The organism is Marinomonas ostreistagni (assembly GCF_016888445.1).
Lineage (GTDB): Bacteria > Pseudomonadota > Gammaproteobacteria > Pseudomonadales > Marinomonadaceae > Marinomonas > Marinomonas ostreistagni.
On sequence record NZ_JAFEKF010000004.1, the window covers coordinates 145,199 to 161,784 of the forward strand.

Genomic DNA, 16,586 nt, shown 5'->3' on the forward strand with positions numbered 1-16,586 from the left:
TCATGAGTTCATGATCATCGATCACTAAAAGGAGTAACTATGTCTGGTTGGCATGTCATGGAGAACGATATAAAGAACTGGACTGCTATAGATAAGCGCAGGTCAGAAGAGTTACTTCCTCAGCTTATATATAAACTTATACGGGCTTCATCCAATCCAAGAAAAATTGATTTTCCATTTGGGGACTCTGTATCCACCGGTGGTTGGGATGGCGAGCTTGAAGTTGATCAGGGGAATTTATTTGTGCCATCGGGAGTGTCGGCTTGGGAGTTTGGAACCGACAAAAGCGTCAACTCAAAAGCAAATGATGATTATGAAAAGCGAACCAAGGATCCTGACCCATTTGATAAAAATAACACTACCTACGTTTTTGTAACATCGAGACATTGGAAAGATAGATCCAAGTGGGAAGCCGAGAAGAACCTTGAAGAAGAATGGGGTAGCGTAAAAGCAATCAATGCAAAAGTTCTGTGTGACTGGCTGGAACAGTGCCCGGCGGTACATCGTTGGTTTGCAGAGTTAATAGGTAAACGGTGTCCTAATTTATGGGATATTGAACAGAGCTGGTCAAAGTTTTCCAATATCACAGAGATTTCACTCACTGATGATTTTTTTCTCCACAAAAGGGATGAGCAAGCTGATCGCTTAAAAGATTCTTTAATGGGCAACTCCGCCAGTTATACAGTATGTGCCAAGTCTATCAATGAATCTCAAGGGTTTATTCTTTCGGTCATTTTAAATGATGATTCACTAAGCTCTAAATTTCTAACAGTGCTCAACCAGCCGGCTTGGGACGATATCGCATCATCTAAATCTCCGCTCATACTAATGCCAATTAATTTCCAGCCAAACGGGGTCGGTGATGCAGTTAGTAATGGGCATACTGTGATATTGCCTACAGATGAATCAAGCCAGAAAACCCCTCTTATCCGTTTAGATAAGCGGCCTAGGTTAATTCAGCAGGAGGCGATTCAAAAACTCGGCTTTAATGATAGTCAGGCCTCTAAGTTATATTCTGATACTAAAGGCTATTTGGAGCCACTTCTGAGACATGAAATTTTAAGGCCTAGAGAATATATTGCACCAAAGTGGCCAACAGAGATTGACGCAGATGTATTATTTGCAGCCTTTTTTGCCACGGCGTGGAATTCGAATAATGACAGTGACAAAGATATTTTGTCCGCTTTATCGGGAATGGATTACGACCAGCTTGAAAAGCAACTAGATAAGCTATCCACTTTCTCTGATGCGCCTATCAGAAGAGTTGGTGCAGCTTGGCAAGTGATATCTAAGATTGACGTTTGGTTGAACATTAGAAGCTTATTGTCAGTGTCCCATATCGATAGGCTTGGTGACATTTGTGGCAAGGTGTTAGGTGATACTGATCCATCGTTTAACCTAGATCCAGATGAAAGATGGATGGCGTCTGTTAAGGGAAATATACCCAAATATTCTGGGCTATTGAAAAGAGATATAGCTGATACTTTAGCCTTACTGTCAACTTATAGTGATGATTATGTATCTCAGCTTGGTGGGATGTCGGTTAAGATTAAGATTGATACTTGGTTGAATCATCTTTTCAAAGATAATAACACGACGGAGTTCTGGTATTCACTTGGTAGATCTACATCACCTTTAGCGGAAGCTGCGCCAGAAGTTTTTCTAGATGCGGTAGATAGATCCTCTCTAGGTGAAAACTCACCTTTGCTTGGCCTATTTAATTCGGAAGCCGAAGATAGTTTTACTGGCGGGTGTTACCACTCTGATCTTTTGTGGGCTTTAGAAACCATATCCTGGAATAAAAACTACCTCACTAGAGTATGTCAGGCCTTAGCAAGGCTTTCAGAAATAGATCCTGGCGGAAGATACGGTAATAGGCCATTTTCTTCATTAGTCGACATATTTATTGGATGGGTTACATATAGCTCTGCTACGCATGATGAGCGGGCTAACCTTATTAAACAAGTCCTCTTAAAACAGTATCCCGAAGTTGCCTGGAGGTTGATGCGTGAATTATTGGTCGGTAATACCAGAACGACAAGTGGGATAGCTAGTCCAGATTATCAACATTGGGCTGAGGGGGTTGATAAAACTACTAAGCAAAGCGACTATTTTTCATATGTCGGAAAAATTGTTGATATGATGATCGCTGAAGCCGACAAAGACCCAGATAACAGATACATCGATTTAGCGAGTAACTTCGATTCCTATACCGTTACTCAGCGCGAAATAATCATTGATAAATTGCTATCAGTTGATATCGATAAGTTGTCTGAAGATTCTCGTAAAAAATTACTTAAGCGTTTAAGGGACTTAATCTCTAGGCATAGAGAGTTCTCAGGTTCCGATTGGGTATGGCCAGATGAAGTGATAACCAAATTGGAAGAGGTTTATCTGCACCTTGATTTTGATAGCCCCGTACTCAATGCGAAGTATCTTTTTGATGATCATTGGCCTGATCTGATTGACCCTGTCAAAAGAAGAAAAGTGCCCTATGATGAAAGGCAGGAATACTTAGAATATTTGCGAGTTGAAAAACTAGAAGAATTATATGATAAGTCTGGGTTTGAGGGCTTTAAAGACCTATTAGAAAACTGTCAGTTTCCTCGGCTGGTGGGTTTTTCATTATATAAGTCTAAACTAAAAGATTTATTCGTTGATGATTTGGTTGCCTGGTTAGGACAAGATGACTGTTATAAAGAGTGCTCAAATGGATATTTTTCAGCAATGGCACATTCCGACTTTACTAGTACCAAGAAAATAATTAGCGAACATCATTTGGTTGATGAAAACATTAAAAGCCAAATGCTAGTGAATTTCCCTGTTACCCAAGAAACATTCGATATACTTGATGCGTGTGAAGAGTCCGTACAAGAGAGTTATTGGCACAAGATCGCATATTACTTTGTTCAAGATAAAGATTCCTCCTTGGTAGAGTATATTTCTAGGAACCTATTGAAGAATGGCAGACCTCTAGCTGCCATTGATGCATTTGCCCAATATCTCCACCGTGGAAAAAGTGCTGGAGATCTAGATGCCAAGCTTGCTCATCAAATACTTATAAAGGTCGCTACTAACCCTGAAGATATAGATAGGGTTTCAATACAGGCTGTAAGCCACGATATTACTCAGGCAATAAAGTTTATTCAGGATTCTGGCCAGTGCAGTGACGAAGAGGTATTGCAGGTTGAATGGCTGTATGCAAAAGCTTTTCGTCATCATGATTTCTCACCAACTTTTATTCATAAGTCAATTGCAAAAGATCCATCGAGCTTTGTGCAATTAATAAAGTGGGTCTTTGTAAGAAAAGACGGTGTTGAAGAAGAGGAAACCATGCCTAAGGAACAGGCGAAACAAGTTGCTAGTGCAGCGTGGGATATACTTGATACTTTGCACCTTTTACCAGAAGATGACTTTATTGGTGAGTGGGTTTCATTGGCTAGGGAGCAGTTAGTTGAATGTGGCAGGTTAGATATTGGCGACCTATACATAGGAAAATACCTCTCCAAATGTCAGCCAGATGAAGAGGATAAAATTTGGCCGAAAAAGTCTGTTAGGGACACAATCGAATCTCTAAAAACGGAGTCTTTTGAAGACGGTATAATCAACGGAAAGCTAAATTCTAGGGGTGTTACTACTAGGCATCCACACGCAGGTGGAGATCAAGAAAGGAAGCTGGCTGAGGGGTATCAAAAGGATTCAGAGTCTGTACAGTTGATATACCCGCGCACAGCTAAAATATTAAGGGAACTTGCAGATCATTATCGTTCAGATGCAAATCGTCATGATCAAACTGTAGATTTGAATTAGCTAAAATCTTAAGTGCTATTTTCTATGGTTCCTTCGGGTGTCTAGCGACTAGAACCTAAGTACCGTTTAACAAGCGCATGTTGTCGGACTGGTTTTCCGCTGCGCTCCAAACCATCCGCAAATGCGGGCGTTAGCCGTCATGGGGCTTGCTATGCTCAAAGTGATAGAATAGTATCACTTTAGTATTCCTTTGGAGCGGCCCTCATGAAAGTAGAACTAGTTACATCACTTAAACGCCAAGCAACCAAGATCCTCGCCGATCTCCACGACACTAAAGAACCAGTGTTAATTACCGAGCATGGTAAGCCATCTGCGTATCTAGTTGATGTTGATGATTACGAGTTTATGCAAAATCGTTTGGTTATTCTTGAGGGGATCGCACGAGGTGAACGCGCACTAGCTGACGGTAAAGCGGTAAGTCATGATGAAGCCAAGGAAAAAATGTCAAAATGGCTGAAATAATCTGGACTGAGCCAGCGTTATCTGACCTCAACGATATCGCAGAATACATAGCACTTGAAAATATCGTAGCTGCAAAGCAGTTAGTACAAACGATCTTCTCCAAAGTCGAACGACTACAAACTTTCCCAGAGTCAGGTCGTATTCCACCCGAACTAGAACATTTAAATTATCGTGAAGTTGTCGTTAATCCATGTCGTGTTTTCTATAAGCAAGACGGCGACAAGGTGTTTATTCTTTTTGTTATGCGTGCTGAGAGAGATTTACGTAAATTCCTGTTGAGTAAAAAATAACCTTTGAGAATGAGCGGCTAACAAACGCTTTAAGACGGATTCGCAACGCTTCGCTGTTTTGGTTTGATTCGACTTTTGTGTTTACGGCGTAATAAACAAGTATTGTGGTAGCGTTGCTCACACCTTAATACGGCGTTAGCCTCTTCTTATTTATCTGACTACCGTATCTGGGTGGCTTTCGACGACGGCTCTAGGCTGACATCATCATTTCATGCCTGATCAGAGTTTAGTATTCTCGATATCTTTTCCTGCAAGATTGGCAAGACTTCGAGTTCAAACCACGGGTTTTGTTTAAGCCAGCGGTTATTCCTTGGGCTAGGGTGAGGCAGCGCGATTTTGCCTTGCTCTAGCCAATAGCTCCATCTTTTCACTTGTTCCGTTACTGTGCCTGAGTGGTTTAAATAGTAAGCTTGAGCATGGCTTCCCAAGACAATCGTTAATTCAATTTGGGTTAATTGATCAAGCAATCGCGCGTGCCAAGTGGCGGCGCATTCTGGCCTCGGCGGAAGGTCCCCAGAGATTTGTCCCGCTTTAGCGCCGCTTTTGAAAAATGTATTTCCAGGGAAGCAAAACCCCATCGGAACAATGGCCACTTGTTTGGCGTCGTAAAAGTCACTTTTGTTCAGTCCCAACCAGTCCCGCAGTCGGTCGCCGCTAGGATCGTCAAATGGGCGGCCAGCATGATGAGCTTTACGCCCCGGTGCTTGCCCTGCAATTAATAAGCGAGCGCTAGGATGTACCTGAAGGATGGGGGTTGGCGGTAAGGGCAGTGCAGCCGCACACATCTGGCAATTAAGTATGGCGTTGTGTAACTGTAAAAAAGGTTCCTTGCCCATGACTTCCCCGCAAAAGTGCTTATCAAAACGATTTACAACGAGGTTATTGTACCTTTGCTGATTATCAAAGGTGTAGGATTCCCGTTCAGTTGGCTCTATCTTGAGTAATCCACGAAGACGCACAAAGGATCTTATCCATATTTATTGTGTTGGTAAGATGTAGTGGAAGGTGATGTTTTAAGTTGCTGTCGGTGCATGATAACTCATCAGTGGTGGATGTAAGTTTGTCCTGTTTACTTTTAGGCATTAGCGCCCACAGTAGCCTTCCTATATATCTAAATGGAATAAAAACAGAGAAAGATATTATTTTATGGAATTAAAAGGCCAGCCCATAATGCCTCTTTATCAAGCATCAAAGGGACGTTTTCATGGAGTGGCAAGGTTGGTTTTCATTAGCCCTGACGGTTGGGGCGCTGGGTGTTTTGACGGTTACTCGGATTGCTCCGCACCTAGTAATGATGGGGGTGCTGACCATTCTCAGCGCCTTGGGTATTCTTTCTGCCAATGAAGCTTTAGCGGGTTTTGCCAATTCCGGTTTGGTTACTGTGGCGGCGATGTTTATCGTCGCTGCTGGCATACATGGATCAGGTGGAATTGATCTTTTGGTACGCAAGGTGCTGGGGCAACCCACATCGATCAGGGCGGCATTAGGTCGAATATTTGCTCCCGTCATTCTGTTAAGTGGTTTTTTAAATAACACGCCTGTTGTGGCCACGATGATTCCCGCTGTTCATGCTTGGTCGCGCAAAATCAAGATTCCGCCCTCTAAGCTGATGATTCCTCTAAGCTATACTGCGATCTTAGGCGGAACGATCACGCTGATTGGCACTAGCACTAATCTGATTGTGAATGGTCAGTATCAAAGCCTGACCGGCGAGACGGGCTTTTCTCTGTTTTCGATTACGGCGGTCGGTGTGCCAGTGGCATTAGCGGGGATTGCTTTTATCTGGATATTTCTTCCCAAGTGGCTCCCTGACCATAGTGACAAGAAAGCGTTTGGCAATTTGCGCGAGTTTACACTTGAAGTGGCCATAGATCCGAATGGCCCTTTGGTTGGACAAACCGTCACAGAGGCCGGTCTTCGTCATCTGGAGCGCGTTTATCTCGCGGAGATTGAGCGCCAGGGCACAATATTGACAGCGGTACCTTCCGAGCAAGTCCTACATGGCGGAGATCGCTTGGTCTTTGCGGGCGAAACGCAAGCCATCTCCGATTTGTTGAGGATAAACGGCATTAGCCCGTCTCCGGAAAATGGAGGACGAACCGTTTTAAATACGGACCGCGCCGAGCGCCGTTTGGTTGAAGCTGTGGTTTCGCCTCATTGTGCCGCCATAGGTCAGAAGATTCGTGATGCTAAATTCCGAGATCGCTATGGGGCTGTCGTACTCGCAGTGGCCAGAAACGGCGAACGAGTCAAAGGTAACCTTGGAACGATTACTCTTGAGGCTGGCGATGCGCTGTTGCTAGAGGCAAGGCCTGCGTTTGTTAGCCGACAGCGCTACAACAAAGACTTTCTCTTGATTAACGATATGGAGACGGAGGCACCCAGACACGAGCGGGCTTACTTGGCTTGGGGCATTCTGGTGACGCTGGTGATGGCTGCGGGTTTGGGCATTATCAGCATGTTAAATGCGGCTCTTATCGGTGCTGGCCTAATGATTCTTACCGGCTGCTGCTCCGTTAGTCAGGCTGAGAAAAGTCTTGATCTGACAGTGATTATTACCATCGCTGCGTCATTTGCACTGGGCACGGCTTTAAGCAAAACGGGGGTGGCAGACTTTCTCGCTAATAACATTATTGGTTTGAGTGGCGGCAGCCCTTGGTTAATGCTGATTCTTACCTATGTTGCAGTTTCGTTGCTGACAGAAAGCATCACTAACAACGCTGCGGCGTTGTTGATGCTACCGATTGTATTGGATATGACCGAGAAAGCTGGGCTCAATAATGAACCTTTCGTGTTTGCCATCATGATGGCGGCCTCGGCGAGTTTTGCGACCCCTCTTGGGTATCAAACCAATCTAATGGTCTATGGGCCAGGTGGTTATCACTTTAAAGATTTTTTGAAGGTAGGTTTACCTATGAATGTGTTTATTGGTGCCGTGACATTAGGTGTGTTGATGGTGGGGTGGCCGCTCGTTCAAAGCTAAAGATCAGCCAGTTCTGTGCGAGCTGGCTTATTTATATCTAAGGGTGTTTTTAATATAAGAAGCAATAGAATAGCTTTGCGGTACAGTCAATTGAGTAAAGGTTGGCATGTTCTTATCGTCTTTATGCTTGCGTCGAATGACATCGGAAATTTCACTGAGACTTAACTCGGTATCCTTGATACGAGGCACACCGATTAAAAACTGGCCTGTGCCCCTTGAGCGATGACAGTCTGCGCAATAGCTTTCATAAAGCTCTTTGCCACCCTGCATGGTGGTTGTTTCATCGTTGTAATCTGAGCAACCGGCCAAAGAAACAAGTACAAATATAATGATCCATAATTTCATGGCGCTTACTCCATACAAAGAATCTCAGCATTATCGTTGGGATTGTGTTGGTAAGATGTAGTAGAAGATGATGTTTTATGTTGCCGTTGGTAAATTATAGCTTATCAGCGGTAGATGTAAGTTTGCCTTGTCTACTGGCAGACATTAGAACCCTGACCAGCAGGCTGTCTCGTTTTACTGTTCTGAGGCTGGGGGTTATGGGTAAGTGCGTGTCTTGTTAAGACCGCTCTAGGTTATATTGACTTTTAAGATCAGGAGTTCAGGATGAAAACAATTGGGATGTTGGGTGGTATGAGTTGGGAGTCCACCGCAAGCTATTACAAAGCGATTAATGAAGGCGTAAAAGCTGAACTTGGTGGCCTTAACTCTGCGAAGATCTGCCTATACAGCGTGAACTTTAATGAAATTGAAAAGTTACAACATCAGGGAAAGTGGGATGAAACTGCATTAATCCTAGCTGAGGCCGCAAAATCGGTTGAAGCGGGTGGTGCCGATTTCCTAGTGATTTGTACCAACACAATGCATAAAGTAGCGCCCGAAATTGAACGTCACTTATCCATTCCAATTCTGCATATTGCCGACGCAACAGCCAATAAACTGGTGATTGATGGCGTTAAAAAGGTTGGGCTGCTGGGTACTCGTTTTACCATGGAGCAGGATTTCTATAAAAATCGGTTGGTCGAAAAGTTTGGCATTGAGGTGGTTGTGCCAGAAGAGAGTGATCGTACGACCGTTCATAATATTATTTACGAAGAGTTGTGCAGAGGGGTTATTAACTTTGACTCAAGAGAAAAGTATTTAAGTATTGTTGAAAGTTTGCATGAGCAGGGCGCTGAAGCAGTCATCTTAGGTTGTACTGAAATAGCACTACTTATCCAGCAAGCACATACAGACGTCCCTTTATATGACACAACTGACATTCATGCGGCGCAAGCTGTGCAATTAGCGATTTCAGGAATGGCGATATAAGCCTCGCATATTTAGCTACAAGGCTGATATTTTCCTCCATAGTTCTGATAAAAAAGTGAGGCAAGACAACAGCTTGCCTCACGTATTTTAGCTACACTAATTCTTTGATACTCGACCGGTGAGCATTTGGCGAATTAAGTTGCGCGGGCCAGCGATAGTAAACAAGACAACCGCGAAGACATGCACCAATGTTAACCCCAAGGTGAAGGAGGCGAAAAATTCGTGTAGCTCTTCTATCCAGTCTTCCCCCCAAAAAATCGTTTCCATGCCCCAGCCGCTGAGCCCCGTCGCGAGTAATCCGAATAGAAGGGCAAAAATCATCAGCGCTCCTACTGGGTTGTGGCCATTTTCTTCGGGGATCTGCTTGGCACGCAGCGCGTTCAAATGCGCTTTTACGCCAGCAAGGGTAGGGAAAAAGTGGCTAAAACGCCCATTTTTACTGCCCACTACACCCCAAATAAAACGTACCAGCAAAGCACATAAGATGTAGTAGCCAACTATTTCATGAGGCTCTCCCCCTTCTTCAAGGGCGAAGTAGTTTAATAGAAAGGCCACCGCCACGGTCCAATGAAACCCTCTGATGATCGGGTCCCAGATACGCTCTTCAACTGCCATGTCTCGCTCTCCGCTTAGAGTTAGTCGTCAATCTCGGTTTTTACCGCTTCGCCATTAACTGGGTTGAAGTAAATTTCTACGCGACGATCCGCTTGGTCATAACCGTAAATTTCGTAGCAGTTTTTGTCGGTGACTTTGAACTTTTTAATCTGGTACCCCTGATCGACAAGCTGTTGTTTTAGAGCATCTTGTGACATCCAAGTGGAGCGATCGGCTTCCGTACAGGTTGGCCCAGCCAAGGCTGAGCCTGCAAATGTGATAGCGATAAGAGCAGGAAGGGTAAGCTTTTTCATAGAGTTTCACCTTATTGGTAATGGGTTAACAACAAGGTGAGAATAGTTTGGAAAGCTTAACGAAGGCTTAACTCAGCTAAGCTTTTAAAGAAAAAAGAGGTGGCGATGTTTATTGCGGCTTGAAAGCGCTCACTCCTCATCCCCGCGCATGCGTTCTAATCTCTCTTGCTCTTCATTAAACGCTGCTTGGATCTCTACTAATACGCTGTCTACGTCCGCTGACTCGGTCGGCTCATCAAAATGGCCGGTCAACTCGGTATCAGGGGTAAGTTTGCCTGATTCGTAAATCTCCCAAATTTCTTTGGCGTATTGTGTTGTTAGAAGCTCTGGAGCGTATTGACCGTAGTAATCGCGCATGTTGTTAATATCGCGCTCGAGCATCCATTCGGCGTGGTTGTTAGCCACAGCATCGACGGCTTGTGGTAAGTCGATGATCACAGGGCCATCTTGGTCGACTAAGACATTAAATTCGGATAAATCCCCGTGTACTAGGCCTGCGCAGAGCATACGCACCACATCGCGGATGATTTGTGTGTGATGAGTGAGAGCTTCTGCCTGGGTGAGTTTGACATCATTAAGGCGCGGAGCCACATCGCCATCAGCGTCGGTGATCATTTCCATCAGTAGCACGCCATCGAAGCAGCCTTGTGGCTTAGGGACACGCACGCCTGCTTGCGCAAGTTTGTAGAGTGCGTCGACTTCAGCGTTGTGCCATAGAGATTCTTGTTCTTCGCGGCCGTACTTTGAGCCTTTGGCCATCGCACGGCTTTGGCGGCTGTTACGAACTTTGCGGCCTTCACGATATTGCACTGCTTGTTTGAAGCTGCGTTTGCCGGCGTCTTTGTAGACTTTGGCGCAGCATATTTCTGACCCACAGCGCACCATAAAAACGGTCGCTTCTTTTCCGCTCATCAATTGGCTGATCACTTCATCGATTAGGCCGTCTTCGATAAGGGGTTGTAGTCTCTTTGGGGTCTTCATGACATTCCTTTGGTGGTGGGAAAAGCTAAAGAGCAGAGTATCGGATGCTTAGCGTAGCGATACAAGCGTAAACAGTCGACAACCCAGCACAATTCGCGTAAACAAGAGCTTAATCAAGCGATAAGACGAGCAACGCGATGCAGCGCCCAAGTAAAGAGCAGATCAATCAATTACCCACTTATAAAGGGTTAGCGTTGGCCGATATAGCGGTCATTGAGACAGAGGAAGAGGCAGACGAGGCGCTGGCGGTCTTGCGCCAGCAAACGCACGTGGGCTATGACACCGAGAGTAAGCCGATTTTCCAGAAGGGCGAGGTGAGTCCTGGACCGACATTGATCCAGCTGGCGACGCTGACGCAAGGCTTTTTATTTCCGACGCGCTTTGCGCCAGCATTGGCTGCGGCTGGAGAAATCTTGGCCAACCCGCAGATTCAAAAGGTGGGCTTTGGCCTGAAAGATGATAACCGAGAGTTACGCGGCAAGCTGGGTATCAGCATCGTCAACACCGAAGATCTGGCGAAAACCTTAAAGCGCTTAGCGGGAGAGAAGAACGACATTGGCGCTCGTGCTGGCGTGGCGATGGTGCTAAAAGCGAGATTAGGCAAAGGTGCGCAAAAGTCCAATTGGGGCGCGTATCCATTAACCCAAAGCCAAATTTTGTATGCTGCCAACGATGCCCATGGCGCGATTTGCATACATCACAAGTTACAAGAATGATGGGCGCAGAAAGAATAAGGCCAGATGAAAGCGCGGTTTCATCTGGCCTTTTTTATGCGCTAAAAAAAGTACATGATCGGGCTGTATAAAAACGGCAGGCTAAATAAAGCCAGTATGAGCGCTACGCTTTCGACCGAGCGTGCGACGACGCGGTAGTTGAGTGCAAACCATAAGGCATAGGCACAAATCGCATACGGGATCAGCATCAGCGCGTACTCCAGCCATTCCCAGCGCCACATATAATCCTGACAAGCAAGGTATAGTGGGTAGATGGGTACGACAAGGGCGTAAAACGCTTTGGTTTTATCGTATTGAAGCGAGGTAAAGCCCACGAGCATGATGATATTCAGAAATATCAGTGTCAGTACCATGGAAAATCTTAAAATCTCCCCGAAAATATCGACACGTGGCAAATCGTCATACACAAACACGATCACAGCAAAACAAATGGCACAGATGATGGCGTGCCATAATGTTTGATTAAATCTTTCTCTGTTCATTTGTCTTGCTCCGAGTAGCCCAGTAGTTCCATCAAGCGGCGCGAGTTATATTCTTTGGCATAGTGTTTTTGGCGACCAAATGAGCCTTTGCGGCTCCATAAAATGCCGCCTAGCAGTGATAAAACGATGAAATCAAACAGCACATTGTGAGCGGTTACATTCAAGTACTCTTTGTTTACGTCTGTGAACTGCATTAAAAAGGCGCTAATAAATAGCGTGCCGAAGACATACCACTTCAGTATGCGCTTAACGGTCAGGACTTTATTGGAGCCAAATACTTTCATTAAGAGCATGGTGGGTAAGAATGCTATCAAGAAGAACAGCCACATTTGTATGTCTAGATAACCGTTAAATTGCGCCAGTGAACGATAGCCAATGGTGTACAGTATCTCGATGCTGTTAGCGATCATTGGGTAAATGCCAAAATTCAAATAGTGGCTGGCGATATCTAAGGATTTATAGCCAAAAATGATCCCTGCCAAAAGGACGCCAGAGAGCACACTGTATAGCAGTATTTTTAGCACAGAGATCTTTTCTCGCTGGCCTTTATTGAGCGCCACTAGCTCATTCAATAGACCTTGTAGCGAGGTGACGGTTTCTTTGCGCACTATATTCAGATACGGCATTTCGCCTCTAGGCACGTCCTCGCTCTGCATGTCCTCGACACAGTCATCGACCAGCTTGTTATTGAGAAGTGGGCTTAATGCTTCGCCAGTGAGAGGAATTTTGTCGCGCTTAGCGTCTGTCCAGCGTACATGGGGATCAAACACGTAGTCGGTATCGTATGGCATATTACCGATCGAGAGGAAGTCGCCCTCGGTCGGCTCTGAGAAGCCACTCTTAGCTTGCACTTTACATTGGGCGGCGCTCAGGGTGCCGGGCAGTTCGACGCGGTAGCATCCTGGGCGTTCATGCTCTTGAAGCAATTGCGCAGAGTAGTCCCAATCGGCCGCGTCGTGGATTTTTAATCGTTCTTGTTGGCGATTTTTGATAAAGGTATCTACCCAAGGCAGTTTCTCATAAGAACTCCAATGGGCTGTACGGTTTTCAGGTGCTGAGCCGAAGCGCACGTATTGTTGGTAGGTGTTTACGCCATCCCCATAACACGTGCCACATTGACGTGTGCCCGACCCGCCACAAGCACCACAGGTGACGGTGCGATAGCGTGTTTCGTAGACGGGCGAGCGTGAGACGACATTACCGTTTTGAGTGATAACCTCGTCGCGTACGTGAGCTTGGTAGGCTTCCTCCTGCGTACCCTTCCCGTGACATCTATAACAGCTGACCCTACCACTGCCATAACAGGTATCACAGGTGATAAGGCAGGAAAATTCGTATTCTTTTAAAGAAAGCGAGCCATTGTTATACAGCGTCAGTAAGGAGTTGGTCGCGAGTGTGTGTTGCAGCAAATTGTTCAACACTTCTGACTTGCCCGAGCAGCCACTGTCAGCAAGCTCTTTGGCTTGATGTTCTACGTCGGCTTTACTTGAGCAGTTGCAGCCATGATCGCCGCCTCGGAGATTGCTGATGATCGAAGCATCGATTTTAAACTCGGCGGAAATGCTGTAGGGATTGGTCTCGGTAATCGGCGAATCGATCGCTTCCAACGAGACACCTAAATTCGGTAGCCATTTATCACGCAAGGCATTAAAGGGCTGTAAAAAGGTAGTGCTGTCCATGTTAATTACGTCTCTCTAGCGTGATGCGGTAGATGGAATTATCCGTGTGATCAATCCAACCCCTTTGGGTGTAGTAGCCTTTGAGGCTCACTTTGACGTCGTATCTCCCTTTAGGAAGAATCATGCCTTTTGTATATTTGGGGCCTATGTTCATGATCATGACATTGGCGTGTGCGGGCGAAACGTCAACGACGAAAGGAAATTCATTTTGCACGGGCGCATCGGTAGCAGCGCTTGCTAGAAGGCGAGGGTTTTCAGTGACGATATCTTTGGCGACAACTGAAAACGCTAACGCGATCCAAATAAAGACAGCGTGTTTAAACTTAATTTTCATTTTTACTTTTACACCAATCCTTCAGTGGTTATGTAATCTGGCGCGGGTAAGTTCCCCAATTACCTGTTGGACCCAGATGTTGCGGGTCAATCGATAAGGTAGTGGGTGCTAAGGCCGAAAAAATTCAGGCGTTAGTGACAATAAGAAAGCTGCGTTTAGGTAGGTCGAGCATAGGCTCTAGATATGTCCTCCGTGAATGTCTGCGTCAAGTCCGTTGAGTAGTTCTGTATATTAGCAACAATCATGAAGTCAGCGAAGCACAAATGTCAGTATATTGTTGTATTTGAATCTAAAATCTTACATTTGAGGCGAACGGAAGTGTCTGTCGTGGTGCTCACTGAAGTGTCATAGTGGCCTTCCTAATAAGAATGTATTGTTATGAAAGCTAGCTTAAGTATCCGTACCTATACCAAACGCATGAGCAGCCATGTGCATCAGGATTACAGCCAATTGGTGTTTCCGATCCAAGGCAGTATTGATATGGCGATGGCGGGGTTGAAAGGAAAGGTTTCAGTGGGCAGCTGTATCGTGATTCGTAAGGGCGTGGAGCATGGCTTTCAGGCCGATGAGGCGTCGCGCTTTGTGGTCGCGGATATGCCTGTGTTACCGGCCGCATTGCAAGACACGTCGATTTGCGTGTTTTCGGTGACAGCGCCGCTGCTTAGCTTTGTGCAGTTTGTCGAGAAGCAGCTGGCCAGCCAAGTAAATGAAGAGATCGAACGAGCGCAGGAACAGCTGTTTACTTTGTTGCTGGACGAGCAAGAATTATCGCGCTCGCTAGATCCGCGTATTCGCGCTGTGCAAGCTCACATTGCCGAGCGATTGGATCAACCTTTGACCGTTGCGTACTTGGCCGAGGTGGCGCATTTAAGCCCGACGCAATTTAAGAAGCTGTTTAAAGACAATCTCAATCTTTCCGTACACCAATACCTGACGCTTGAGCGTATGGCGCAAGCCAAAGCCTTGCTCACGCACACGGATTTGCCGGTGCAGCTGATCGCTGAGCGTGTCGGTTACAGTGATTTGTCGGCATTTAGTCGACGTTTTTCCAAGCACTTTGGCATGTCCCCTAGAGCCTTTTCTCAGGCTTGATCAAATCGTCTCTTCAAACAAGTATTGCGTCTTTTTAGCCAACACAGCCCTTTGTTTCGCCATTATCATTGCTCCGGTTATGCGCTTTAAAGCGTCGTTTAAGTGAATTGATAAGAGAGTAGTTATGGAACATATCGAGTGGAGTGATTTTCAAAAGGTCGATATTCGCGTAGGCACTATCGTCGCGGTAGACGACTTCCCTGAGGCGCGTAGGCCGGCCTATAAACTACAGGTGGATTTCGGGCCTGAACTTGGTATTAAAAAGTCCAGTGCGCAAATCACTGACTTGTACAGCAAGGAAGACTTACTCGGTAAGCAAGTGCTGGCGGTGGTGAATTTCCCGCCGAAGCAGATCGGCCCGATTATGTCTGAGTGCTTGGTAACGGGACTGCATCGACCTGATGGTTCGGTGGTGCTCTCGACCGTAGATATGGCTTTGCCCAATGGCGCTAAGTTGGCTTAAGCGCTTTTTATGCGCTAGGTCTAATTTATAAAAACTTTATACATATCTGGTTTTCAATAAAAATAAACCTACATAACAATGGTTTACATTGACATTTCCTGAGGCTCTGGCATCGTCTCAGTGAAATTTAGTTGTAATAACATTGTAATGAGGTTTGCATGAAACACGACACTCCCTTCAAAGCCGGTGCATGGATCGCAACGTTACTGCTTGGCTCTTCAGCGATGGCCGCTGGCCAGTCGGTTGTCGCCGATGAAGTCATTGCTAAGCAGCGTGCGGCGCTTGCGATCAGTACCCAAGGCACAGGGATGGGCCCACAATCGCCACGTGATATCGACAGCAAAGCAGGGCAAAACACTGTGGTGTTTAGCCAAGCGCCGGCCGCTACAGAGATGAATCTGTGTAACATTCATCTGCATAAAAATGCCGAGCACAAAGGTGGTGAGTTCACCACTTATGCCGGCAACGGTGATGGTCACGGCTACAACACTGGCTATAAATATTCGGGGCAGTTGAGCGCAGCAGAGCGTCAGCCGCTGGCGGCAGCCGTGTGTGATAACGGTCATAGTGCGGTGCAATCTGGCGATACCATCGAGGTGCATTATGTGTACTCGACAGCGCAAGTGCAGCCAGGTGTGACCTTGGGTGCGTGTGTCAAAAACCCTATCTTAAACCCGCAATTGCGCGTGGAAGGTCAGGTGATGGTAGCGGTGAATGATCCAGAGGCGGCCGACTTCACTGAGCTGACGCGTTTTGAGATCCGTAATCATCGTACTCAGGCGACACAAATCCCAGCGGATACCGGCACGCCGGTGCAATACGCCGGCTCAACTACTGGCCCAAGCTTTAATGAAAAAGGCTCACCTTATCAGGTGACGTGGAGCGTGCGTCCGCAAGTGAAAAAGGTCAATATCGCTTCCCTTGGCAAGTGGTGCCAAAGCAATGTGTTTGAAGAAGATCATGCTCACGGCGTACGTAACTTGATCACCAATCCAGATCTGCTGTCTCCGATCCAGTAATGTTGCTAGGTAAGTTCGGGAACCAGTGCTAGTTT

At 46.0% G+C, this 16,586-nt stretch carries 17 protein-coding genes; 9 read left to right on the forward strand and 8 right to left on the reverse strand.

Annotated elements, in window-relative coordinates; all coding sequences use genetic code 11:
• Window positions 1-39: 39 nt before the first annotated feature.
• The 3 genes from JQX58_RS12060 to JQX58_RS12070 all read left to right on the forward strand — a co-directional run bounded on the left by JQX58_RS12060 (window position 40) and on the right by JQX58_RS12070 (window position 4,562).
• Window positions 40-3,810, forward strand: a complete 3,771-nt coding sequence (locus tag JQX58_RS12060) for a hypothetical protein (protein ID WP_204147117.1) — start codon at window positions 40-42, stop codon at window positions 3,808-3,810.
• 204 nt (window positions 3,811-4,014) lie between these two features.
• Complete coding sequence (locus JQX58_RS12065) at window positions 4,015-4,272, forward strand: type II toxin-antitoxin system Phd/YefM family antitoxin (RefSeq protein ID WP_204147118.1); 258 nt, start codon at window positions 4,015-4,017, stop codon at window positions 4,270-4,272.
• A complete protein-coding gene (locus tag JQX58_RS12070; protein ID WP_204147119.1) occupies window positions 4,260-4,562 on the forward strand; it encodes a type II toxin-antitoxin system RelE/ParE family toxin in 303 nt (100 codons plus the stop codon). The genes JQX58_RS12065 and JQX58_RS12070 overlap by 13 nt, the downstream gene beginning before the upstream one ends.
• 209 nt (window positions 4,563-4,771) lie before the next feature.
• Here JQX58_RS12070 and JQX58_RS12075 read toward each other — a convergent pair whose 3' ends face one another.
• Complete coding sequence (locus JQX58_RS12075) at window positions 4,772-5,521, reverse strand: uracil-DNA glycosylase family protein (RefSeq protein WP_338040737.1); 750 nt, start codon at window positions 5,519-5,521, stop codon at window positions 4,772-4,774.
• A 245-nt stretch (window positions 5,522-5,766) separates the two neighbouring features.
• Between JQX58_RS12075 and JQX58_RS12080 the strand changes: the two genes are divergently transcribed.
• A complete protein-coding gene (locus JQX58_RS12080; RefSeq protein ID WP_204147120.1) occupies window positions 5,767-7,545 on the forward strand; it encodes an SLC13 family permease in 1,779 nt (592 codons plus the stop codon).
• A gap of 27 nt (window positions 7,546-7,572) precedes the next feature.
• On the opposite strand, the gene JQX58_RS12085 is transcribed toward JQX58_RS12080, so the two are convergent.
• Window positions 7,573-7,890: a c-type cytochrome gene (locus JQX58_RS12085; protein ID WP_204147121.1), complete on the reverse strand. Its 318-nt coding sequence runs from the start codon at window positions 7,888-7,890 to the stop codon at window positions 7,573-7,575.
• 264 nt (window positions 7,891-8,154) lie between these two features.
• Here JQX58_RS12085 and JQX58_RS12090 point away from each other — a divergent pair, with 264 nt between their 5' ends.
• On the forward strand, window positions 8,155-8,859 hold the full coding sequence (locus JQX58_RS12090) for an aspartate/glutamate racemase family protein (RefSeq protein WP_204147122.1): 705 nt from the start codon (window positions 8,155-8,157) through the stop codon (window positions 8,857-8,859).
• Window positions 8,860-8,955: 96 nt separating this feature from the next.
• Here JQX58_RS12090 and JQX58_RS12095 read toward each other — a convergent pair whose 3' ends face one another.
• The 3 genes from JQX58_RS12095 to JQX58_RS12105 all read right to left on the reverse strand — a co-directional run bounded on the left by JQX58_RS12095 (window position 8,956) and on the right by JQX58_RS12105 (window position 10,748).
• On the reverse strand, window positions 8,956-9,474 hold the full coding sequence (locus tag JQX58_RS12095; RefSeq protein WP_204147123.1) for a cytochrome b/b6 domain-containing protein: 519 nt from the start codon (window positions 9,472-9,474) through the stop codon (window positions 8,956-8,958).
• A 20-nt stretch (window positions 9,475-9,494) separates the two neighbouring features.
• A complete protein-coding gene (locus JQX58_RS12100) occupies window positions 9,495-9,767 on the reverse strand; it encodes a PepSY domain-containing protein (RefSeq protein WP_204147124.1) in 273 nt (90 codons plus the stop codon).
• Between the two features lie 129 nt (window positions 9,768-9,896).
• Complete coding sequence (locus JQX58_RS12105) at window positions 9,897-10,748, reverse strand: PA4780 family RIO1-like protein kinase (RefSeq protein WP_204147125.1); 852 nt, start codon at window positions 10,746-10,748, stop codon at window positions 9,897-9,899.
• Between the two features lie 137 nt (window positions 10,749-10,885).
• Here JQX58_RS12105 and JQX58_RS12110 point away from each other — a divergent pair, with 137 nt between their 5' ends.
• Window positions 10,886-11,464 carry a 3'-5' exonuclease gene (locus JQX58_RS12110; RefSeq protein ID WP_204147126.1) on the forward strand — a complete coding sequence of 193 codons (579 nt, stop codon included), beginning with the start codon at window positions 10,886-10,888 and terminating at the stop codon, window positions 11,462-11,464.
• A gap of 59 nt (window positions 11,465-11,523) precedes the next feature.
• Here the strand turns inward: JQX58_RS12110 and JQX58_RS12115 are convergent, their stop codons facing one another.
• Genes JQX58_RS12115 through JQX58_RS12125 form a run of 3 tightly spaced genes read right to left on the reverse strand, consistent with a single transcriptional unit; the run spans window position 11,524 to window position 13,977 of the window.
• The gene (locus JQX58_RS12115; RefSeq protein ID WP_204147127.1) at window positions 11,524-11,964 is read right to left on the reverse strand and encodes a hypothetical protein; all 441 of its coding nucleotides are present in this window, start codon (window positions 11,962-11,964) and stop codon (window positions 11,524-11,526) included.
• Window positions 11,961-13,643: a zinc finger-like domain-containing protein gene (locus tag JQX58_RS12120; RefSeq protein WP_204147128.1), complete on the reverse strand. Its 1,683-nt coding sequence runs from the start codon at window positions 13,641-13,643 to the stop codon at window positions 11,961-11,963. The genes JQX58_RS12115 and JQX58_RS12120 overlap by 4 nt, the downstream gene beginning before the upstream one ends.
• A gap of 1 nt (window position 13,644) precedes the next feature.
• Window positions 13,645-13,977 (reverse strand): hypothetical protein, encoded by a 333-nt coding sequence (locus JQX58_RS12125; protein ID WP_204147129.1) that lies wholly within the window; start codon window positions 13,975-13,977, stop codon window positions 13,645-13,647.
• Window positions 13,978-14,355: 378 nt separating this feature from the next.
• Here JQX58_RS12125 and JQX58_RS12130 point away from each other — a divergent pair, with 378 nt between their 5' ends.
• The 3 genes from JQX58_RS12130 (at window position 14,356) to JQX58_RS12140 (ending at window position 16,551) form a co-directional block, all read left to right on the forward strand.
• On the forward strand, window positions 14,356-15,069 hold the full coding sequence (locus JQX58_RS12130; protein ID WP_204147130.1) for a helix-turn-helix domain-containing protein: 714 nt from the start codon (window positions 14,356-14,358) through the stop codon (window positions 15,067-15,069).
• Window positions 15,070-15,193: 124 nt separating this feature from the next.
• Complete coding sequence (locus JQX58_RS12135; RefSeq protein ID WP_204147131.1) at window positions 15,194-15,532, forward strand: tRNA-binding protein; 339 nt, start codon at window positions 15,194-15,196, stop codon at window positions 15,530-15,532.
• A gap of 158 nt (window positions 15,533-15,690) precedes the next feature.
• On the forward strand, window positions 15,691-16,551 hold the full coding sequence (locus tag JQX58_RS12140; RefSeq protein ID WP_204147132.1) for a delta-class carbonic anhydrase: 861 nt from the start codon (window positions 15,691-15,693) through the stop codon (window positions 16,549-16,551).
• Window positions 16,552-16,586: the final 35 nt, after the last annotated feature.